The 20270-nt window shown below is 72.4% G+C and carries 23 protein-coding genes; 9 read left to right on the plus strand and 14 right to left on the minus strand.

The window, feature by feature from the left end:
- Positions 1 to 5: 5 nt before the first annotated feature.
- Together ACZ5K7_RS43565 and ACZ5K7_RS43570 are read right to left on the minus strand one after the other, a co-directional pair.
- Positions 6 to 890: an SDR family NAD(P)-dependent oxidoreductase gene (locus tag ACZ5K7_RS43565; protein ID WP_468923171.1), complete on the minus strand. Its 885-nt coding sequence runs from the start codon at positions 888 to 890 to the stop codon at positions 6 to 8.
- Positions 890 to 1684, minus strand: a complete 795-nt coding sequence (locus ACZ5K7_RS43570) for an acetoacetate decarboxylase family protein (RefSeq protein ID WP_468923174.1) — start codon at positions 1682 to 1684, stop codon at positions 890 to 892. The genes ACZ5K7_RS43565 and ACZ5K7_RS43570 overlap by 1 nt, the downstream gene beginning before the upstream one ends.
- Before the next feature lie 206 nt (positions 1685 to 1890).
- On the opposite strand from ACZ5K7_RS43570, the gene ACZ5K7_RS43575 reads away from it, so the two are divergent.
- Together ACZ5K7_RS43575 and ACZ5K7_RS43580 are read left to right on the plus strand one after the other, a co-directional pair.
- A complete protein-coding gene (locus ACZ5K7_RS43575) occupies positions 1891 to 2883 on the plus strand; it encodes a DEDDh family exonuclease (RefSeq protein WP_351694651.1) in 993 nt (330 codons plus the stop codon).
- Positions 2884 to 3253: 370 nt separating this feature from the next.
- Entirely contained in the window at positions 3254 to 3514 is a 261-nt protein-coding gene (locus tag ACZ5K7_RS43580; RefSeq protein WP_468923177.1) for a hypothetical protein, read from the plus strand.
- 342 nt (positions 3515 to 3856) lie between these two features.
- On the opposite strand, the gene ACZ5K7_RS43585 is transcribed toward ACZ5K7_RS43580, so the two are convergent.
- A complete protein-coding gene (locus ACZ5K7_RS43585) occupies positions 3857 to 4105 on the minus strand; it encodes a hypothetical protein (protein ID WP_351694655.1) in 249 nt (82 codons plus the stop codon).
- 172 nt (positions 4106 to 4277) lie between these two features.
- On the opposite strand from ACZ5K7_RS43585, the gene ACZ5K7_RS43590 reads away from it, so the two are divergent.
- From ACZ5K7_RS43590 to ACZ5K7_RS43605, 4 genes are all read left to right on the plus strand, one after another.
- The gene (locus ACZ5K7_RS43590) at positions 4278 to 5075 is read left to right on the plus strand and encodes an SURF1 family cytochrome oxidase biogenesis protein (RefSeq protein ID WP_468923181.1); all 798 of its coding nucleotides are present in this window, start codon (positions 4278 to 4280) and stop codon (positions 5073 to 5075) included.
- Positions 5076 to 5140: 65 nt separating this feature from the next.
- Entirely contained in the window at positions 5141 to 6925 is a 1785-nt protein-coding gene (locus ACZ5K7_RS43595; protein ID WP_468923184.1) for a glycoside hydrolase family 15 protein, read from the plus strand.
- A 5-nt stretch (positions 6926 to 6930) separates the two neighbouring features.
- Entirely contained in the window at positions 6931 to 7686 is a 756-nt protein-coding gene (locus ACZ5K7_RS43600; RefSeq protein WP_468923187.1) for an SDR family oxidoreductase, read from the plus strand.
- Between the two features lie 118 nt (positions 7687 to 7804).
- The gene (locus tag ACZ5K7_RS43605) at positions 7805 to 8581 is read left to right on the plus strand and encodes an SDR family oxidoreductase (protein WP_351694662.1); all 777 of its coding nucleotides are present in this window, start codon (positions 7805 to 7807) and stop codon (positions 8579 to 8581) included.
- 113 nt (positions 8582 to 8694) lie between these two features.
- On the opposite strand, the gene ACZ5K7_RS43610 is transcribed toward ACZ5K7_RS43605, so the two are convergent.
- The 6 genes from ACZ5K7_RS43610 to ACZ5K7_RS43635 form a co-directional block, all read right to left on the minus strand.
- On the minus strand, positions 8695 to 9591 hold the full coding sequence (locus tag ACZ5K7_RS43610) for a LysR family transcriptional regulator (protein WP_468923190.1): 897 nt from the start codon (positions 9589 to 9591) through the stop codon (positions 8695 to 8697).
- 105 nt (positions 9592 to 9696) lie between these two features.
- Positions 9697 to 10275 (minus strand): alkaline shock response membrane anchor protein AmaP, encoded by a 579-nt coding sequence (amaP, locus tag ACZ5K7_RS43615; RefSeq protein ID WP_351694666.1) that lies wholly within the window; start codon positions 10273 to 10275, stop codon positions 9697 to 9699.
- A 3-nt stretch (positions 10276 to 10278) separates the two neighbouring features.
- Positions 10279 to 10884, minus strand: a complete 606-nt coding sequence (locus ACZ5K7_RS43620; RefSeq protein ID WP_351694668.1) for a DUF6286 domain-containing protein — start codon at positions 10882 to 10884, stop codon at positions 10279 to 10281.
- On the minus strand, positions 10884 to 11243 hold the full coding sequence (locus tag ACZ5K7_RS43625) for an Asp23/Gls24 family envelope stress response protein (RefSeq protein ID WP_351694670.1): 360 nt from the start codon (positions 11241 to 11243) through the stop codon (positions 10884 to 10886). The genes ACZ5K7_RS43620 and ACZ5K7_RS43625 overlap by 1 nt, the downstream gene beginning before the upstream one ends.
- Positions 11240 to 11434, minus strand: a complete 195-nt coding sequence (locus ACZ5K7_RS43630; RefSeq protein ID WP_351694672.1) for a hypothetical protein — start codon at positions 11432 to 11434, stop codon at positions 11240 to 11242. Before ACZ5K7_RS43630 ends, ACZ5K7_RS43625 begins: the two co-directional genes overlap by 4 nt.
- Before the next feature lie 19 nt (positions 11435 to 11453).
- Positions 11454 to 11927, minus strand: a complete 474-nt coding sequence (locus tag ACZ5K7_RS43635; RefSeq protein WP_450971668.1) for an Asp23/Gls24 family envelope stress response protein — start codon at positions 11925 to 11927, stop codon at positions 11454 to 11456.
- An 87-nt stretch (positions 11928 to 12014) separates the two neighbouring features.
- On the opposite strand from ACZ5K7_RS43635, the gene ACZ5K7_RS43640 reads away from it, so the two are divergent.
- Positions 12015 to 12713, plus strand: coding sequence for a nucleopolyhedrovirus P10 family protein (locus tag ACZ5K7_RS43640; protein WP_351694673.1), 699 nt, complete (start codon positions 12015 to 12017; stop codon positions 12711 to 12713).
- Between the two features lie 80 nt (positions 12714 to 12793).
- On the opposite strand, the gene ACZ5K7_RS43645 is transcribed toward ACZ5K7_RS43640, so the two are convergent.
- The 4 genes from ACZ5K7_RS43645 to ACZ5K7_RS43660 form a co-directional block, all read right to left on the minus strand.
- Positions 12794 to 13597 carry an enoyl-CoA hydratase/isomerase family protein gene (locus ACZ5K7_RS43645; RefSeq protein WP_468923197.1) on the minus strand — a complete coding sequence of 268 codons (804 nt, stop codon included), beginning with the start codon at positions 13595 to 13597 and terminating at the stop codon, positions 12794 to 12796.
- A 128-nt stretch (positions 13598 to 13725) separates the two neighbouring features.
- Positions 13726 to 13944: a helix-turn-helix domain-containing protein gene (locus tag ACZ5K7_RS43650; RefSeq protein ID WP_046727957.1), complete on the minus strand. Its 219-nt coding sequence runs from the start codon at positions 13942 to 13944 to the stop codon at positions 13726 to 13728.
- A 392-nt stretch (positions 13945 to 14336) separates the two neighbouring features.
- Positions 14337 to 15935 carry an ABC-F family ATP-binding cassette domain-containing protein gene (locus tag ACZ5K7_RS43655; protein ID WP_351694677.1) on the minus strand — a complete coding sequence of 533 codons (1599 nt, stop codon included), beginning with the start codon at positions 15933 to 15935 and terminating at the stop codon, positions 14337 to 14339.
- Between the two features lie 91 nt (positions 15936 to 16026).
- Positions 16027 to 16632 carry a hypothetical protein gene (locus ACZ5K7_RS43660; protein WP_468923202.1) on the minus strand — a complete coding sequence of 202 codons (606 nt, stop codon included), beginning with the start codon at positions 16630 to 16632 and terminating at the stop codon, positions 16027 to 16029.
- Between the two features lie 685 nt (positions 16633 to 17317).
- Here ACZ5K7_RS43660 and ypfJ point away from each other — a divergent pair.
- Together ypfJ and ACZ5K7_RS43670 are read left to right on the plus strand one after the other, a co-directional pair.
- Complete coding sequence (ypfJ, locus tag ACZ5K7_RS43665; RefSeq protein WP_351694681.1) at positions 17318 to 18208, plus strand: KPN_02809 family neutral zinc metallopeptidase; 891 nt, start codon at positions 17318 to 17320, stop codon at positions 18206 to 18208.
- Between the two features lie 187 nt (positions 18209 to 18395).
- The gene (locus tag ACZ5K7_RS43670; RefSeq protein WP_468923205.1) at positions 18396 to 18809 is read left to right on the plus strand and encodes a VOC family protein; all 414 of its coding nucleotides are present in this window, start codon (positions 18396 to 18398) and stop codon (positions 18807 to 18809) included.
- 40 nt (positions 18810 to 18849) lie between these two features.
- Here the strand turns inward: ACZ5K7_RS43670 and ACZ5K7_RS43675 are convergent, their stop codons facing one another.
- On the minus strand, positions 18850 to 20250 hold the full coding sequence (locus tag ACZ5K7_RS43675; protein ID WP_450971671.1) for a hypothetical protein: 1401 nt from the start codon (positions 20248 to 20250) through the stop codon (positions 18850 to 18852).
- Positions 20251 to 20270: the final 20 nt, after the last annotated feature.

Below are 20270 nucleotides of genomic sequence, written 5' to 3' on the forward strand. Positions count from 1 at the left end.
GGTGCTCAGTCCAGGATGAAGCTCTCGAGGTACGACGGGTTGGCCCGGTCCAGCATCGAGCGCGCCCGCGCCCGGATCCGGTCGTCGCTGTGGTCGCTCTCCGGCAGCAGCCAGAAGCGGTCCGCGCGGATGCCCGCCACGACGAACTCGGCGACCTCCTCGACGGGTGTGAAGGCGACCTCCTTGCCCGCCGCGCGCATCGCCGCCTCCCACTGGTCGAGGCTGCGGTACGGCGTCCTGCGCGGCCGCTGTTTGGCGTAGCGCTCGGGCCGGTTGCGGTGCGACTCCCACAGACCCGTGCGCAGCATGTGCGGCCCCGGGAAGAGCACCGAGGCGCCCACGCGCGCGTGCTCCGCCCTGAGATGGGCGTACAGGGACTCGGTGAGCGTGACCACGGCCGCCTTGGTGACCGCGTAGACGGAGGCCGTCGGCAGCGGCGCGATACCGCCGTCGGCGGAGGATGTATTGACCACATGACCGGGTTGACCCGACTTGATCATCCTCGGCAGGAAAGCCTGTACACCGTGGAAGACACCCCACACATTGACCTCGAACGCCCACTTCCAGTCGTTGGGTTCGTGCTCCCACATGCGGCCCTCGGCGCCCGAACCGACCCCGGCGTTGTTGCACAGGACGTGCACCGCGCCGTAGGTGTCGTAGGCCGACTCGGCGAGTTCCACGACCTGTTCGCGCACGCCGACGTCGACCACGCGCGTGTGCACGTCGGCACCGGCCGCGCGGAGGTCCGCCGCGGCCTTCTCCAGGGCGGCCGGCTCCACGTCGGCGAGGACCACCTTCAGGCCTTCGGCGGCGAACCGCCGGGCCATCGCGAGCCCGATCCCGCTCGCCGAGCCGGTGACGACGGCGACCTGTCCGGCACCGAGTTCCATCAGGCCTCGCTCCGTTCCGGGGGCGCGTCGACGATCTGGCGGGCGTCGTCGTAGCGCTGGTGGGCGTAGGGCAACAGGGCCTGGGGGTCGACCCGTTCGGCGATCCGGCCGCGCTGGTCGCTGGTCTTCTCGCCGAGGGTGATGTCCAGCAGGCGCAGCACCGGGAGGTCGGCGACCGGGTCGTACGCCGACTCACGGAGGATCACCTCTCCCGTCACGCGCTCCAGCCGGCGGACCTTCTCCTCGCGGACGCAGTGCACCAGCAGCGGGTCACCGTCGAAGCCGGAACCGTCGACCGCGGGGAGGAACTTGAAGTAGAAGTCGGTCTTCGGCGCGGGTTCCGGCAGCGGCAGCGGGGGGCCGACCGTGCCGCGCACCTCCACGAAGGCGACGCCGTGCCGGGCCAGTACCGCGCGGACGTGGTCGCCCTCGCGCTCCACGGTCACCTCGCCGAGCTTCTTGGGCTCACCGAAGACCTCACGGCCGCCGGTGAGGGCGCGTTCGTGGGTCATCGGCATCACCAGCGGATACCAGCCCTCGGCCGCGCCGTGCGCGGCGGCGACCGCGAACGAACCCGCGCCCAGCGGGTATCCGGGCAGCCGGACCTGGCTGATGCTGACGCGGACCAGGGGGCGGCCGGTGGGTTTGAGCGGGGGCGGCAGCACCGCCGCGACCGCGTCCGGGTCGCTCTCCCAGACGGCCACCACGCCGGTGGACCAGACGTCCGGGAGTCTCGTGGTGCGCGCGGCCGCGATCTCCGCCTCGGTCCGAGCGCCGTACCGTGCGCGTGCCATCCGCCGTACCGCCCTTCCGTCGACCGTCCGAGCGCCGCGCCGCCGCGGAGTCGTCGCCGCGTCAGCGCCGGGCGGGGTGCACGGTGGCACCGGGCGGCGAAAAGGTCCATAGCCACGCGAAGGGCAATCAGGACATGCGAACGGGCGGTGGCGGCGGGCGACCTGACGGACCGGACTGTCGGCCGGGGCCCGTATCCTCAATGACCATGCTCGAAGACCTGACGACCGCAGTCTCCGCCGGCACCCCGTGGCCCGCCGCGTATCCCGAGGGGTACGCGGTCGTCGACGTGGAGACCACCGGCCTTGCCCGGGACGACCGGATCATCTCCGCGGCCGTCTACCGGCTGGACGGGCGCGGCGAGGTCGAGGACCACTGGTACACGCTGGTCAATCCCGAGCGCGACCCGGGCCCGGTGTGGATCCACGGTCTGACGAGCGAGGTCCTCGAAGGGGCGCCGCTCTTCACCGACGTCGCAGACGAGTTCGCGGCCCGGCTCGACGGCCGGGTGCTGGTCGCGCACAACGCGGTCTTCGACTGGCAGATGATCGCGCGCGAGTACGCGCGCGCGAAGAGCGAGCCCCCGGTGAAGCAGCGGCTGTGCACGATCGCGCTCTCCAAGGAGCTGGGGCTGCCGCTGCCCAACCACAAGCTGGAGACCCTGGCCGCGCACTTCGGTGTCGTGCAGCGGCGGGCGCACCACGCGCTGGACGACGCGCGGGTGCTCGCGGAGGCGTTCCGGCCCAGCCTGCGGGCCGCGGCGGCGGGCAACGTACGGCTGCCGCTGCTCGAGTGCCGGCCGCTGACGGAGTGGTCGGAGACGCCCCGGATCGGGCAGCAGGCGAGCGGCGGCTACGGCGGCGGCTACCGTGCGAACAGCTGGCGTCCGTCCCGCAAGCGGCCGGCCTGCCCGTATCCGAACCCGGGACGGTACGAGGACGGCAGCCCGCTCAGGCAGGGCATGCGGGTGGCGTTCTCCGGGGACACCTCGACCGAGCGGGAGCTCCTGGAGGACCGGGCCGTCGAGGCCGGCCTGCACGTGTCGACGAGCATCTCGCGGCTCACCAGCCTGCTCGTCACCAACGACCCGGACTCGGGCACCTCGAAGGTGCTCAAGGCACGCCAGTTCGGCACGCCGGTCGTCGACGAGGCGGCCTTCGGGCAGTTGCTGCGGGACGTGGCGCCGGCATCGGAGAAGTGACCGCGCGAGGAGACTTCCACGGGGCGACGGGCTGACTTCGGGCCGTGGACAAGAGCGTCTGGATGCGGCACGGCACCGCCTCGGGGAGACACTGGGCGGCTTCGCCGAAGAGCAGGACGGCTGAGTCTGTTCACTCGACGGACGCCCGCACAAGGCGCTCGGCCGGAAAGCCCCGGCCGAGCGCAGCGGCACGCCCGGCGTCACCGCGTCCCAGGCCTACACCTATGACGCGGCGGGCCGTCTCACCCAGGTCCAGGACGCCGGAGCCGACGCCTACTGCACCACCCGCACCCACACCTACGACAAGAGCGGAAAGCCCTGGCTGCACGCGGATCGCGTCTACGCCTACCCCGGCAAGCTCGAGGACGTGATGGCCCACTACTCGAAGGAGGCCACGGCGGCCGGCTGGCAGTTCGAGCACAATCCGTCTCCTGATGCGGCGCCCGACACCGTGGAGGGAGCCTGCTGGACGAGGACCGAAAAGGGCCGGCACCTGCTGCTCAACGTCGACAACCGCATCGAGGCCTACTCCCCGGCACCCGAGGTGGGCACCGGAATCGCCTACGAGGTGTCGATCGGCACCACTTCCGACGGCAGCAACGACGACGGCGAGGCCACCTGCTGGCACTGAGTCTCCGTCGTCGCGGCCCTGCGTCTGCCCGGACCGGTGTTGACGAGCCGTGGGCCGCCAGGGACGTCGGGATCGTCCTGTGCCCCAGCCGGGCTGGTTGTCCCTCGTCCGGAGTCACCCGGTCCGACCAGCCCGGTCTCGTAGGCGGGTACCACGGCCCGGGCCCGGTCGCGGAGCCTCCACGTGGCGGCCGGGCCGGCCATTCGAGCACGACCCGGACTCCGGAGCACAGCCCGCCACCGCGGCAGGCGCCTGCTGGGCCAAGATCGGACAGGGCCGGGTCCGGGTCGTCCGGAAGGTGCTCCGGGCCGTGGTCATCCACCCCGCCCAGAGGCCCGTCGGCTACACAGCGGAGCCGACCTTGGCCACGATGCCGACCTTGCCCTCCGTGCGGGCACAGTGCGCGCCGCAGTACCAGTGACCGTCCGCGTCGACGCCCTGGCCGATGATCTGCACCTGGCAGTGCTCACAGATGGGAGCCATACGATGGATCGCACAGGCGAACGAATCGAAGACGTGACGTGCCCCGTCCCGGGTCTCGACAGTGAACGCCAGCTCGTAGTCGTTCCCACACACTTCGCAACGTGTCATAAGCCGCATCGTCGGGCGCGGGGCGGGCGCTCGCAAGCCGACGGCGCTACGCCGACCAGGTGCGACACCTGGTCGGCGTAGCGCCGACGCCGAGCACGACCGGCGGGGTTGTCGGCTCTCCGAGGGGGCCCTCCTTCGGAGAGCCGGCACGCGAGGGGTACGGTCTCTGTTCGTGTACCGCTTCCTGTTGACCCGGCAGTGGGTGATCCTCACCCTGATCTCCCTGCTCCTCATCCCCACGATGATCCGGCTGGGGTTCTGGCAGAAGCACCGGTACGAGGAGCGCAGTGCCCGTAACGCCCTGGTGGCCCAGGCGCTCGACGCCAAGGCGGTGCCCGTGGAGCGGGTGACCGAGCCGGGGCACGCGGTGACCCGCAAGGAGCGGTACCACACCGTCACCGCGACCGGCACCTTCGACACCGCCGACGAGGTCGTCGTCCGCCGCCGTACCAACTCCGACGACGAGGTCGGCTACCACGTCCTCACCCCCTTCGTGCTGGCCGACGGCAGGGTGCTGCTGGTCAACCGGGGCTGGATCCCCTCGGACGGCCCGAGCCAGACCGCGTTCCCCAAGATCCCGGCCCCGCCGGCCGGCCGGGTCACCGTCCAGGGCCGGCTGATGCCCGACGAGACCACCGCGGCGAGCGGCATCAAGGACCTCAAGGGCCTGCCCGACCGGCAGATCATGCTGATCAACAGCGAGGAACAGGCGCGCCGGCTCGGCAAGCAGGTGCTCGGCGGCTACGTCCAGCAGACCGCGCCCGAGCCCAAGGGCGACACCCCGGAGCAGATCTCCGACCCGGGCAAGGAAGACGCCCCGCTGAACTACGCGTACATGATCCAGTGGTGGCTGTTCGCCGCGGGCGTCCCCTACGGCTGGTTCGTGCTGGTCCGCCGTGAGGCCCGCACCCGCGAGGAGGCGGCCAAGGAAGAGCCCGCGACGGAAGCGGAACCGGCGGCCGCCGTCTGAGCCCGGTGTCACTCCCCCGGCGCACCCCCTGATTGGCCCACCGACCCGGCGGGAAACCGGAACCCGTGGACCGACGCATCGAGGACTACGCCCTCATCGGCGATGAACAGACCGCCGCCCTGGTCGGCCGGGACGGCTCCGTCGACTGGCTGTGCGTGCCCCGGTTCGACTCGGCCGCCTGCTTCGCCAGGCTCCTGGGCGACGAGGACAACGGCCACTGGCGGATCGCCCCGAAGGACGCCACCACATGCACCCGGCGCGCCTACCGGCCCGACACACTGGTCCTGGACACCGAGTGGGAGACCCCCGAGGGCACGGTCCGCGTCACCGACCTGATGCCCCAGCGCGACCGCGCGCCCGACCTGGTACGCATCGTCGAGGGCGTCAGCGGCCGCGTCACCGTGCACAGCACGCTCCGACTCCGCTTCGACTACGGCTCGGTCGTCCCCTGGATGCGCCGCTCGGGCGGCAACCGGGTCGCCGTCGCCGGTCCCGACTCGGTGTGGCTGCGCAGCGAACCGTCCGTACGGACCTGGGGCGAGGACTTCGGCACGCACTCGGAGTTCACCGTCGCGGCGGGCGAGCGGGTCGCGTTCGTGCTCACCTGGCACCCCTCGCACGAGCCGCGGCCGCCGCTGGTGGACCCGTACGAGGCGCTGCGCTCCAGCGTCACCGGCTGGCGGCGCTGGAGCGCCCGTTGCACCTACGACGGCCCCCACCGGGACGCGGTGATGCGCTCCCTGATCACGCTCAAGGCGCTCACGTACACGCCTACCGGCGGTATCGTCGCCGCCGCCACCAGCTCGCTGCCCGAGGAGCTGGGCGGGGTGCGCAACTGGGACTACCGCTTCTGCTGGCTGCGCGACTCCACCCTCACCCTCGGCGCCCTGCTGTCGGCCGGCTACCACAAGGAGGCCGAGGCCTGGCGCGACTGGCTGGTGCGCGCGGTCGCCGGCGACCCGGCCGACCTGCAGATCATGTACGGCCTGGCCGGTGAGCGCCGGCTGCCCGAGTTCGAACTGCCCTGGCTGCCCGGCTTCGCCGACTCGGCGCCGGTGCGCGTCGGCAACGGCGCCGTCGACCAGCTCCAGCTGGACGTGTACGGCGAGGTCATGGACTCGCTGTCGCTGTCCCGCAACGCCGGCCTGTCCACCAGGCCGCACATGTGGGCCATCCAGTGCTCGCTGATGAAGTTCCTGGAGAAGATCTGGCGCCAGCCGGACGAGGGCCTGTGGGAGGTGCGCGGCGGCCGCCGGCACTTCGTGCACTCCAAGGTGCTGGTGTGGGTGGCCGCGGACCGCGCGGTACGCACCCTGGAGGAGCACGCGGAGCTGGAGGGCGAACTGGAGCGCTGGCGCGCGCTCCGCGACGAGGTGCACCGGGAGGTGTGCGACAAGGGGTTCGACCCGAAGCGCAACACCTTCACCCAGTACTACGGCTCGCGTGAACTCGACGCCGCCCTGCTGCTGATCCCCCGCTTCGGTTTCCTGCCGCCGGACGACCCGCGGGTGATCGGCACGGTGGACGCGATCCGCGACGACCTGGGCCACGACGGCTTCGTGCGCCGCTACGACACCGACGCGATCGGCGTCGACGGCATGCCGGGCGGCGAGGGCGCCTTCCTGGCCTGCTCGTTCTGGCTGGCCGACGCGTTGCACATGACGGGCCGTACCGACGAGGCGAAGGAATTGTTCGAACGGCTGGTGGGACTCGTCAACGACGTGGGGCTGCTCTCCGAGGAGTACGAACCGGAACTCGGGCGTCTGCTGGGCAACTTCCCTCAGGCGTTCAGCCACATCGGGCTGGTGAACACCGCCCTCACACTGTTCGGCGGCGAAGAGGCAGGATAGGGCGCATGGATCTTGGACTGAAGGACCGGGTGTACGTCGTCACCGGAGCGACCCGCGGGCTGGGCAACGCCACAGCGCGCGAACTGGTCGCCGACGGGGCGAAGGTCGTGGTGACCGGACGGGACGAGAAGACGGTCGCCGAGGCGGTGGCCGAGCTGGGGCCGAACGCGGCGGGCATCGCCGTCGACAACGCGGAGGCGGACGCACCGGAGCGGGTGATCGCGGCCGCCCGTGAGCGGTTCGGGCGTTTCGACGGCATTCTCGTGAGCGTGGGTGGACCCCCGGCCGGGTTCATCGCCGACAACACGGACGAGCAGTGGCAGACCGCCTACGAGGCGGTGTTCCTGGGGGCCGTACGGCTCGCGCGGGCGACCGCGGCCGAGTTGGAGCACGGCGGTGTCATCGGCTTCGTGCTGTCCGGGTCGGTGTACGAGCCGATTCCCGGACTGACGATCTCGAACGCGCTGCGGCCGGGGCTCGCCGGGTTCGCCAAGTCGCTCGCGGACGAGTTGGGGCCGCGCGGGATCCGGGTGGTGGGACTGCTGCCGTCGCGGATCGACACGGACCGGGCGCGGGCGCTGGACGCGCTGTCGGCCGACCCCACGGCCACCCGGATGGAGAACGAGTCCCGGATTCCGCTGCGGCGGTACGGGACGCCGGAGGAGTTCGGGCGGGTGGGCGCGTTTCTGCTGTCGCCGGCGGCGTCCTATCTGACCGGGATCATGGTGCCGGTCGACGGAGGTATGCGGCACGGATTCTGACGGTCGGAACGCCATAGGGGTTCCCTATGGCAGCCGCTGCTATTTCGTCTTTGCCTCTGGTTCTTCTCCCTCCGTACCGTGAACAACGAACCGAAACGCGAGGGAAAGGAACGGTGGCATGGCCACAATCGAGAACGGATCGGGAACGCGGGAACTCGCCGGAAAGCGGGCCCTCGTCACGGGTGGTTCTCGCGGAATCGGCGCGGCTGTGGTGCGCCGGCTCCTGGACGCGGGCGCCGAGGTGCTCACCACCGCCAGGTCGGCGACGGGCACGGTGCCGGAGGGGGCCGCCTTCGTGACGGCCGACGTACGGACCCGGGCCGGCGCCGAGGCCCTGGCCACGGCCGCGCGGGAGGTGCTCGGCGGGGTGGACGTCCTGGTCCACAACGCGGGCGGGGGGCGGCCGTACGAGGGCAGCTCGGCCATCCCCGACGAGGAGTGGCAGGAGGCGCTGGACCTGAACTTCCTGGCGTCGGTGCGGCTGGACTCGCTGCTGGTGCCGGGGATGCGGGAGCGGCGTTCGGGGGTGATCGTGCATGTCTCCTCGGCCGCGGTACTCGCCCCGGTGGCGCCGTTCCTGCACTACACGGCGGCGAAGGCGGCACTGGAGAACTACAGCCGGGGACTGGCTTCGGAGCAGGCCCCGTTCGGGATCCGGGTCAACACCGTGACCCCCGGCAGGGTCACCACTCCCGGCGGTGAGGAGGCGCGGGAGCGGTGGGCACGCCTGGACCTGAAGCCGGGCGCGGTCAACGCCGCCGACACCGCGCCGCTGGGGCGGGACGGCCGGCCCGACGACATCGCCCACGCGGTGCTGTTCCTCGCCTCCGAACGGGCGAGCTGGCTGACCGGGAGCAATCTCATCGTGGACGGCGGCGAATTCCCCCGGGGCTGACGCCTGCTGAATTCGGGCGTGATTCCGATGGGATTCCGGTGTGATTCCGGTGGGATTCCGGAACGCTGTTTTCCGCAGAAGTAATTCGGTGGCGCCCGCATCCTTCTCGGGACTCAGGAAACCGGCGTGAAGAAAACGGACTCGGACCAGGTCTCCTTGCGCAGGAATTCGAGCAGGGCCGCCTCCGCCGGGCCCGCGCCGGGCCGGAGGACGGCGACGACGGGCTGGGTCACGGCCGGGAACACCGGGCGTACGAGATGCTCGTGGCCCTGAGGCACCGCGGAGGCCGGGACGAGCGTCACCCCGAGCCCGTGGGCGGCCCAGCGCACGGCGGTCGCCGTCTGGGACACCCGGGCCGCCGTGGCCGGGGCCAGTCCGTTGGTCCGCTCCACGTCCAGCAGGACGGCGTCGAGCGCGCTGTCGCGGTCGAAGCGCACCCACGGCTCCCCCGCCAGCTCCCGCAGGTCGACGCGGTCCGCGGCGAGTTGCGGGTGCCCGGCGCCCAGCACCACGACGAACTCCTCGTCACCGAGGTGGTGGGCGTCGGAGGCGGTCCGCTCGCACGCGGCCATCAGGGCGAGGTTCAGCACGCCCTGGCGGCACAGCCGTTCCAGCTCGGCGGAGCCCGGCTCCTCGAAGACGGTGATCTCCAGGCGCGGGTAGCGGTGGCGCAGCTCGCCCAGCGCGCGCGGCAGCTGCCGGGTGCCGAAGCCCATCTGCACGGCGACCACCAGCTCGCCCACCAGCTCGTCGGCGCCGGCCCGCGCCGTCGCCCGCGCCCGCCGTGCCGCGGTCACCGCGGTCTCCGCCTCCCGCAGGAACGCACGGCCGACGACGGTGGGCACCAGTCCGGTCGGCGTACGGGCGAACAGCTCCACGCCGAGCTCCCGCTCCAGGGCACGGATCTGCTGGGACATCGACGGCTGGGCGACGTGCAGCCGCTCCGCGGCCGCGGTCACCGAGCCCTCCTCGGCGACGGCCAGGGCGTACTCGAACTGACGAAGGCTCATCGGCGCCCGTCCTCTTCCCGTCTTCCCGTCGTCATGACAACGGCAAGCAACCCGGTTCCGCGGGTGGAGATTCCCGTGGCCGGAGCCGGTCCGTCGGACGGCGTGTCAGGTGACCCGCTCCGCGCGGTGTTTCACCGACGTCAGCCGGACCTCCGCCGGGAGCTTCTTCAGGGCCGCCGAGTCCCGGGCGTGGGCCAGTGCCTGCGTGGTGAGGTCGTCCAGGGCCTCGCGCGGTGGCATGTCCGGGTCCAGCTGGAGCCAGACCCGTACCTCCGGAGCCGTCCGCCTGCCCCGCAGGACCGCCTGGGCATGGGTGACGCCCTGCTGGTGAGCCGCGTCGTTCGCCAGGACCGTCTCCAGGGCCCTGCCGCGCAGCAGCGCGCTCTCGCCGTCCCCGGTGTCCACCAGGACCTCGGTCAGACGGCGTCGGCGCAGTTGCGCGGTCAGCCACCACAGGGACAGCAGGAGCAGGACCGCCAGGGCGGCCAGGACCGTCGGCCACCACCAGCCCGCCGCACGCCAGTGGGTGCGTTCGGCGGTGCTGAGGAGGACGTCGTGACGGCCGTCGTGGATCCACCAGGAGGGGGCCGGGGCGCCGAGGCCGACGGCCAGGACCGCGCCGCCCAGGGCGAGGAGCACCAGGCCCACCAGACCGGTCAGTACGCGGTTGATCGCCGTGAGCATCGCTCATCCCTTCCGGCCGGGGCGGACGACGTGCAGGGTCAGCCTGGGCGGGTGGGCCAGCCCCAGGCCGTGGATCGCGTCGGCGAGTGCCGCTTTCAGGTCGGCCCGCACCTCGTCGAGTTCACGGAAGTGGGAGACGGCGAGGACATGGACACGGGAGCGGTGCAGTCGTACCCGCACCCGGCGTACACCGGAGATCTCCATGGCCCGGTCGCGCAGCGCCATCGCTGCGGCGTCGCGGCGCAGCCCGGCGCGCACGTCGGGTTGGCTGCGGCGCATCGGCAGCACGTCCCGCAGGCCGGGCGTGACGGCCAGGGTCAGCAGCCACACGCCGAGGGCCGCGGCGATGCCCGCGCCGAACAGGACCCAGGGGTCGTCGAGGGACTGCCGTGCGAGTTGCCGGGCCAGTTCGCGGCGCCAGTGCATCGCGGGATGGTGGGCCCGTACGGCCGTGATGTCGTACAGGAAGGCGGCCGCCGTCACCAGGAGCAGGACGGCGATCAGGGCCGCGGGGGTGCGGCGCGGCGACCAGAAGCGGGCCTCGTGGCCGGCCGGGGGCGGCGCGGCCTCGGGTGGCTTCTCGACGACCTGTGTCTGCTCAGTGCTCATCAAGCCCTCCCCTGCGTCTGGGCCGGATGCAGCCGTTCGACGTACACGGCGACCTCCCGCACCTCCATATCCACCAACGCGCCTACCCGCTCGACCACATGCCGACGCACAGCCGCGCAGCGGGCTGCGATGTCGGACGGATAGTCCAGTTCCAGGTGGACCCGGACGCGGGCGGTGCCGTGGTGGACCGCCACCGTGGCGTGCGGGGCCACGGCGTCCTTCGGGAGGGGGCCGAGCACCTCGCGGGCCGCCTGTGCCGCGATCTTCGCCACCACCCGGTCGGCGATCCGGACGGCACCGCGCTCGCCGGGCGCCACGGCCGTCGCAGGCCTGCGCGTCGCACTGCTCGCGGTGGTCATCGCCGCCGGTCACGCCGGTCGTCGCGGTTGCGGAAGAAGTCGCCGAGTTCGAGGTCTCCCTCCGCGAACCTGCCGACGACGAACCCGACGGCGCCCAGCGCCGCCACCAGCAGGAAGGCGCCGAACCCGCCGAAGTATCCGGCGAAGCCCAGTGCCATGCCGGCGATCATGCCGACCACGGCCAAGTTCATGGTGCGTTCCCCTCAGCCGTCACTGAAGCCGGGACTCCGGCTCCTCTTCCTCTTCTTCGGGCAGCTTCACATCACTCACCGCGATGTTGACCTCGACCACTTCGAGTCCGGTCATGCGTTCCACGGCCGCGATCACGTTCTCCCGCACCGCGCGGGCCACGTCCGCGATCGAGACGCCGTAGTCCACGACGATCTCCAGGTCGAGCGCGGTCTGCACCTCGCCGACCTCGGCCTTCACACCCCGGGTGACCGACTTGGAGCCGCCCGGCACCCGGTCGCGGACCACACCGAAGGTGCGGGCGAGTCCGCTGCCCATCGCGTGCACGCCGACCACGTCCCGGGCCGCCAGTCCGGCGATCTTCTCCACCACACCGTCGGCGATCGTGGTCCGGCCCCGGGTCGACGGGTCACCGCCGCCTCGTCTGACGGTCTTCCGGGTACTTACCGTCGGGTCCTTCGGGTCCTTCTCCGGCTCCGCAGCCATCTCCGTCATCGCCGTGCGCCCCTTCCGGTGGTCGTCCTGCGACCAAGGTAGGTGCGGATGCCCTGTGATGCCCCGGAGATGCGGCAGGCTGGAGCAATGACGTCGGACCGATGGACAGAAGCGGGACGGCACCGGCTGGGCTTCGGCAGACTGCTCCCGCTGGGCGGACCGCACGACGGGACCTGGCTCACGGAGGCGGCGGCCGACGCGGTGCTGCGCCGGGCGGCGGCCGGGGTGCCGGGGGTGCGGCTGGGGGCGGTGCGGATCGAGCCGGCGGATCCGGAGGACGTGACGGAACCCGTCGTGCCGCCACCGCCCGGTGCCGTGCCGCCGGGGCCGCTGCGGGTGTCGGCGGACTTCGCGGCGACCGCCGCCGAGCCGCTGCCGGCCACGGCGGCACGGCTGCGCCGGGCCCTGGCGGCCGCGGCGACGGCGCGGCTCGGGCTGGCGGTGACCGAGGTGGACCTGCGGGTGACCGACCTGCTGGCGGCGGACCGGGCGGAGCCGGAGGTGGTACGTCCGCCTCGGCCGCCGTCGGTCCGGGAGGGCTCCGATCCGGACGGGGCTCGGGTGACGGCGGTGGCGCTGGCGGTACCGGGCGTGGCGCGGGTGACGGGGGCGCTGAGCCGGGAGGTGCACTTCGAGGCCGCGCTGCCGCGCCGGCATGTGCGGGTGGAGGTGGCGCTGGCCGACGTGCCCAGGGCCGTGGACGTGGCGAGGACGGTCCGTGCCGCGGTCGGCGCGGCGCTGGGGGATCACCCCACGGTGGCGGTGCTGGTGACGGACGTCAGCTGAAGCGCCCCGAAAGGGGCGCGGGGCTGTATCGGCACGCGGCTGTCGGCGCGTGGGCGCGACCAGCCCCCGCCCACACCGAACTACTCGCCCACGCCCGCCAGGTCCCGCAGCCGCCGAGCCTGAGACTGCCGCTCAGCAGCCCGCTGCTCCTCGTAGGTACGGTCGCCGGCGCCCCGTAGCAGCGCCTTGGTCTCCACCACCGCGTCCCGGGGCGCGGCCAGCAGCGCCGCGGCCAGGTCCCGCACGGCGGCGTCGAGTTCGGCACCGGGCACCGCGAGGTTGGCGAGCCCCGACGTCACCGCCTCCTCGGCCTGTACGAACCGTCCGGTCGCGCAGATCTCCAGCGCGCGGGCGTAGCCGACGAGGGAGACCAGCGGGTGCGTACCGGTGAGGTCGGGCACCAGGCCCAGGCTGGTCTCGCGCATGGCGAACTGCACGTCGTCCGCGACGACGCGCAGGTCGCAGGCGAGGGCCAGCTGGAAGCCGGCCCCGATGGCGTGACCCTGAACGGCGGCGATCGACACGATGTCGTTGCGCCGCCACCAGGTGAACGCCTGCTGGTATTCGGAGATGGTCGCGTCGAGTCCGGCGTCGTCACGGCGCGCGAGCTCGACGAAGGTCGGCTCGCCCGGGATCCCCTCCGGCGAGAACATCTGCCGGTCGAGGCCCGCGGAGAAGGACTGGCCCTCACCGCGCAGCACGACAACCCGGACCGACCCCGGCAGCGACCGCCCGGCCTCCGCCAACGCCCGCCACAGCGCGGGGCTCTGGGCGTTGCGCTTGGTCGGGTTGGTCAGCGTCACCGTGGCGAGCGCGTCGTCGACGGTGAGCCGTACGCCGTCCTTGTCGAGAACAGGAACGAGATCCTGGTCGGGCGAAGCCATGGGGCGCCTCCGATGTGTGCGGTCATCACGCATTGCCGTACGGCATGCTAAGTGACTGCACAGTAACCACCCGGCCGATCAGTCGGCCGACCGGGTGGCCACCATCGAAGCCGGTGGACCGCCCGGGGTCAGGACGCGGCTTTCTTGCCCCGCGTCGCCCCGCCACGCCCACGCAGCGTGACACCCGACTCGCTGAGCATCCGGTGGACGAAGCCATACGAGCGGCCGGTTTCCTCGGCCAGTGCCCGAATGCTCGCACCGGAGTCGTACTTCTTCTTCAGGTCTGCCGCGAGCTTGTCGCGCGCGGCGCCGGTTACCCGGCTGCCCTTCTTCAGAGTCTCGGCCACCCGTGCCTCCTCATGGGAAGTGCGCTCTGGTCCCCTCATGATCACCCCTCCGGGGCGCGATGGCCACCCATTCGGCAAGGTCCGTGAGACATCGTTGTGACGACAGGAGTGCATCCCCACAAGCGGAATCCATGATTCCTGCGGGTGTGGTCCATGAGGCCGAACGGGTTCTTCCGCGAAGTGCCAGGTCAGACATGGGAAGCGGCCGACCCCTTGTCGACAAAGGGATCGGCCGCGAAATCGGTGCAGGACACACCTCGATACGAGGAGATCTCACACAGATGATGGATCACCGATAAGCCGAATGATCCATAGCCAGTGGATCAGGCATTCGATCAAACGAGGACGACGAGACCGGCACGTGAGGGCAAGGGCGCCGGTTCCCCCGGTTCTCAGGCGAGCGCGACCAGATCCGCGTAGTCGGCGCCCCACAGGTCCTCGACACCGTCGGGGAGCAGGATGATCCGCTCGGGCTGGAGCGCCTCGACGGCGCCCTCGTCGTGGGTGACGAGGACGACCGCGCCCTTGTAGGTGCGCAGGGCGCCGAGGATCTCCTCGCGGCTGGCGGGGTCGAGGTTGTTGGTCGGCTCGTCGAGGAGCAGGACGTTCGCCGAGGAGACGACCAGGGTGGCGAGGGCGAGCCGGGTCTTCTCGCCGCCGGAGAGGACACGGGCCGGCTTGTCGACGTCGTCGCCGGAGAACAGGAACGAGCCCAGCACCTTGCGGACCTCGACGAGGTCCATGTCGGGGGCGGAGGAGCGCATGTTCTCCAGGACCGTGCGGTCCGGGTCCAGGGTCTCGTGCTCCTGGGCGTAGTAGCCGAGCTTGAGGCCGTGGCCCTCGAGCACCTCGCCGGTGTCGGGCTGCTCGACACCGCCGAGCAGCCGCAGCAGGGTGGTCTTGCCGGCGCCGTTGAGGCCGAGGATGACCACTCGGGAGCCCTTGTCGATGGCCAGGTCGACGTCGGTGAAGATCTCCAGCGAGCCGTACGACTTCGACAGGCCCTCGGCGGTCAGCGGGGTCTTGCCGCAGGGCGCGGGGTCCGGGAAGCGGAGCTTGGCGACCTTGTCGGAGACCCTGACGGCGTCCAGGCCGGCCAGCAGCTTGTCCGCGCGGCGCGCCATGTTCTGCGCGGCGACCGTCTTGGTGGCCTTGGCGCGCATCTTGTCGGCCTGCGAGTGCAGCGCGGCCGCCTTCTTCTCGGCGTTGGCGCGCTCCCGCTTGCGGCGCTTCTCGTCGGCCTCGCGCTGCTGCTGGTAGAGCTTCCAGCCCATGTTGTAGACGTCGATCTGGGAGCGGTTGGCGTCCAGGTAGAAGACCTTGTTGACGACCGTCTCGACCAGGTCGACGTCGTGGGAGATCACGATGAAGCCGCCGCGGTAGGTCTTCAGGTAGTCGCGCAGCCAGACGATCGAGTCGGCGTCCAGGTGGTTGGTCGGCTCGTCGAGCAGGAGCGTGTCCGCGTCCGAGAACAGGATCCGGGCCAGCTCGATACGGCGGCGCTGACCGCCTGAGAGCGTGTGCAGGGGCTGGCCGAGCACCCGGTCGGGCAGGTTGAGCGCGGCGGCGATGGTGGCGGCCTCGGCCTCGGCGGAGTACCCGCCCTTGGTGAGGAACTCGGTCTCCTGGCGCTCGTACTGCCGCAGCGCCTTCTCGCGGGTGGCGCCCTGGCCGTTGGCGATGCGCTGCTCGTTCTCGCGCATCTTGCGGATCAGCACGTCGAGGCCGCGTGCGGAGAGGACGCGGTCACGGGCGAGCACGTCGAGGTCGCCGGTACGGGGGTCCTGCGGGAGGTAGCCGACCTCGCCGGAGCGGGTGACGGTGCCCGCGGCGGGGACGCCGTCGCCGGCCAGGACCTTGGTGAGGGTGGTCTTGCCTGCGCCGTTGCGGCCGACCAGACCGATGCGGTCACCCTTGGCGACACGGAAGGTGGCGTTCTCGATGAGGATGCGCGCACCGGCGCGCAACTCGATACCGGAGGCGGAGATCACGGACAGACTCCAGGGCGTACGGGATTGACGGGTGGGCGGCTGAGGACGTTCCCGCCGTCTATTGCGCGAGGAGAATGGCCATGGGCCAAGTCTAACGGGGCGGCGCAAGCGCTTTTTCGGTGCGCGGGTGTTCGGGGCGGGTGCCGGGGAGGCCGTTGCCGAGGGGCGCGCGGTGCGGGGCGATCCGGCCGAGGTCGTCCACGGCGATGAGCTGCGCGGTCCAGGCGCCGTCCGCGCAGGGCTGGGCGACGAGCAGGGCCGGGCCGTGACGTACGGCACGTTCGGGACGGAACGCGCAGCCCGCGCGGGCGGGCAGCACCCAGCGCAGGTCGCCGTCGGCGGTGCGGTACGCGGCGATGCGGGCCGGGGTGACGACCGCGAGGATGCCGCGGCCGAGGGGGCGCAGGACGCCGGTGCCGCCCTGTCGCCGGAGCCAGCCGGTGGCCGCGGGCAGGGCGCGGTGCCAGCGCACGGAACGGCCGTCGGTGTCGGTGACGAGCCCGTCGTCCCAGACGGCGATCGCATGCCCGCGCGCGGGCAGCACGCTCAGCGGACGCCGCCCCACGCGCGCGTACCGCCACCGCAGGGTCCGCCCGTCGTACGCCTCGACCACGGCCCCGCGCGCGCGTGCGCTGTGCGCCGCCGGACCGGGGGTGAGGTGGTCGCCATAGGGGGCTGGGCGGACCTGCTGAACCACGCAGAGGAGGGCACCGGCCAGGAGCAGGACGAGGGTGAGGGGGAGGAGGTGGCGAGCGAGGGCGACGGGGAGGGGGTGGCGGATGGGGGGTTGGCGTGAGGGGAGGGGTGATAGGGATGCCGGGTGGAGGTCGGCGGGAGGGGGCGATGGAGATGGCGATGGCGCGAACATGCGGGGACCGTCGGGTGCGGAGGCCAGGGGCCGGAGGCTGTCGGGAGCGGGGGCCGGAGAGCGGAGGCTGTCCGGAGCGGAGGCCTGGGATCTGAGGGTGGCGACTACAGCGGCCTGGCTCCGGATGCCGTCGGCGGGGGCCCGGGGGCAGTCCGTGGCGGGGGGCGCTTCCAGAAGGCCGCCGAGCGCGGGGGCCGGGGTGCGGGGGCCGTCGACTGTGGCGACCGGGGCCCGGTGGGCGTCCGTGCCGGGGAAGCCGTCGGCGGTGGTGGGCGGTGGGGTCGTCCCGTGTGGCAGAACGGGCACCGCTCCCCCCTTCGGCGCCCGGGCGGGCGTCCTTGTCCCATGGATCAGGCGCAGAGCGTAGTCACGGCCGCGAGGCGGGGGCAGGCGTGACGCGGGGGTGGGGCGGGACGTCGCCCGATCGGGCGTTCGCCGGGCCATCGGCGCGAAGTGACGGCCGGGATGGCGCAAGGTGGATGCAGGGGACGGTGCGAGCAGAGGGCGGTGCCCCATGCAGTTCGACGACGATGCGAACCTGGACACCTCCGAAGTCCAGGACGTGCGCGGCAGCCGCGTCCCGGGCGGGAAGGCGACCATCGGCGGCGGCCTGGCCGGCCTGATCGCGCTGCTCCTCGCCCTGTTCTTCGGTATCGGCCCCGATCAGCTGGGCCTCTCCTCCGGCGACAGCTCGCCCGCGCCCGCCTCCTCCTCACTCGCGCAGGTGCAGCAGAGCTGCCGTACCGGACGGGACGCGAACACCAAGGACGACTGCCGGATGGTGGCGGTGGTCAACAGCGTGCAGGACTTCTGGAAGCAGGAGTTCCAGCAGCGCCGGGGTACTTACACGAACGCCCCGACCGTCTTCTTCAGCGGGCGGGTCGGCACCGCGTGCGGGACGGCGACCTCGGCGGTCGGGCCGTTCTACTGCCCGGGCGACCGGAAGGTCTATCTGGACCTCGGCTTCTTCGACGAGCTGCGGTCCAAGTTCGGCGCGACCGGCGGCCCGTTCGCCCAGGCGTACGTCGTGGCGCACGAGTACGGGCACCATGTGCAGGACCTGACGGGCACGTTGAGCAGGTCGCAGGACAACCTGACCGGAGTGAACAGCAACGCGGTACGGGTGGAGCTCCAGGCCGACTGCTACGCCGGGGTGTGGGCGCGGCACGCGACGACCACGAAGGACGAGTCGACCGGCCGGCCCCTCATCACCAGCCTGACGGACGCCGACATCCGGGACGGTCTCGACGCGGCGGCGGCCGTGGGCGACGACCGGATCCAGGAGCGGTACCAGGGACGGGTGACGCCGGAGACCTGGACGCACGGGTCGGCGCGGCAGCGCCAGCAGTGGTTTTACCAGGGGTACCGGACCGGCGACATGGCGCAGTGCAACACCTTCCGATGAACCGCCGAGACGAACCGCCGAGATGAGCCGCCGAGATGAGCCGATGAACCGCTGAGCGGATGAGCCGCTGGGTCGCCGGCCTGCACCGATGGTGCGGGCCGGGGTCGTTGTCAGTGCCGGGTGCCAGACTGTGCAACAGGCCGGACGACGGCTTTCGGGGCACCGGCACACAAGGGGAGTGATCGGCATGGCAGGCACGACCGGCGGACGGCCGAGCATCTATCCGTCGCTGCTGTACGCGGACGCGAAGGTGGCGATCAGGCAACTGACGGAGGCCTTCGGCTTCACCGAGCTGTCGGTGTACGAGGGCGAGGACGGCATGGTGCTCCATGCCGAACTGGTGCAGGGCAACGGCGCGATCATGCTGGGTTCCCAGGGCCGCGGCGGCCGTTTCGACGCGGCGATGGAGGGCGCGGGCCCGACCGGGGTGTACATCGTCGTGGACGACGTCGACGCACACCACCAGCGGGCCGTGGACCACGGCGCCGAGATCCTGATGCCCCCCACGGACCAGGACTACGGCTCGCGGGACTACATGGCCCGCGACGTCGAGGGCAACATCTGGAGCTTCGGTACCTACGCCCCGGAGATAGCGGCCTGACCCTCCCGACCCGCCTGACCCTCCCGCCCCACCTGGGCCGTCAGCCGCCGGTGTGCACCTGGAAGGCGGCCCGGCGGACTGCTTTGGCCAGCGCCGGGTCGGGGTGGGCGGCGGCGAGGGCGACCAGGACCTGCACGGTGCGCGGGTGACCGACGGCGCGCACCTCGTCGAGCAACGCGGGGACGGTGGGCTGCAGCGCCGACTCCAGATGGCGGACCAGCAGCGGTGCCTCGCCGTGGTCGGCGACCGCGGCGGCCGTGTCCACCCAGAGCCAGGTGGCCTCTTCGCGGGTGAGCACCTCGTGGGCGTCCTCCGGATCGACCCCGTCGTGCTCGGCCAGCCACAGCAGGGCGTACGGCCGCAGGGTCGGCTCGTCGACGACCGCGCGGACGTCCGGTTCGGCGGGGGCGCCGACCACGCGCAGCGCCTCGAAGGCGAGACCGCGCAGCAGAGCGTCCTCGCCCCGGGCGGCGGCGACGAGTTCGGCGACGGCGCTGCCGACGGGGCGGGCGGCGAGCCAGGCGCGGTACTCGGCGCGGGCCGCGTTGGGGCGGAGCTGGGCGCAGCCGCGCAGCATCTCCTCGGCGGCGACCTCGATGTTCCCGGCGGGGCTCTGCGCGGCCACGCAGATCTGCTCCAGCTTGACCCAGACCGCCCAGCTGCCCAGCGGGGTGAGGGTGGCCTGGCCGACGCCGTAGGTCAGCGCGCCGACGGAGGCGAGCGCGTGCAGGGACCAGTCGAGGAGGGGAGCGAGCTCGGCGTCCTCCGCGGGGGCGGGGTCGTCGGCCGGTGCGCGGTCCGCCAGGTCGGTGCGGGCGGCGGGCACGGCGACGACGGGCACGGCGGACCCGGATCCGCCACCGATCCCGGTCTCCGTCTCGTAGGGGACCTCGCAGCGCTCGGTACGCAGTTCGGTGACCCGCTGTCGCAGCAGGTCCAGGAGCTGCTCGACCGGGACGGGACCGGCGGACAGCTGAAGGAAGGAGAGCACCTGGGGCATGGCCGAGACCACCTCGGCGACGGCGGCGGCCTCGAACTCCGCCGGCTCCGGATGGGCGAGCGACCAGGCGTCGAAGAGGGCGACCCAGCCGCGCAGCACGGCGCTGTCGTCACGGTCCCAGGCGCGCAGGCGCCAGCCGGGGCGTGCGCTGTCGCCGTGCACCTCGACCAGGCCGGCGAGTCGGGCGGTGTCCCAGTCGGCGCGGATCTGAGCCGGGGTCAGGCCGAGATCGCCGGACGCGCGTTCGGCGGACGCCTCGGAGAGAGTGGCCTTGCCGTCGGCGGTCGCGCCGTCGCTGCCCGGACCGAGGGCCGTGTCGGCCCAGTGGGCGACTCGGGCCGCTCCGGCCAGCCCGGACCGTGCCATTCTGGCCAGTTCGGCGGGGGCCGGGGTGCCCTCGGGCGGGCGGGGTGCGGGGCGGCGCGCGGGCCGCTGGTTCATCGCTCGGGGGGCGGCGGCCA

Source organism: Streptomyces sp. NPDC031497, from assembly GCF_055580905.1.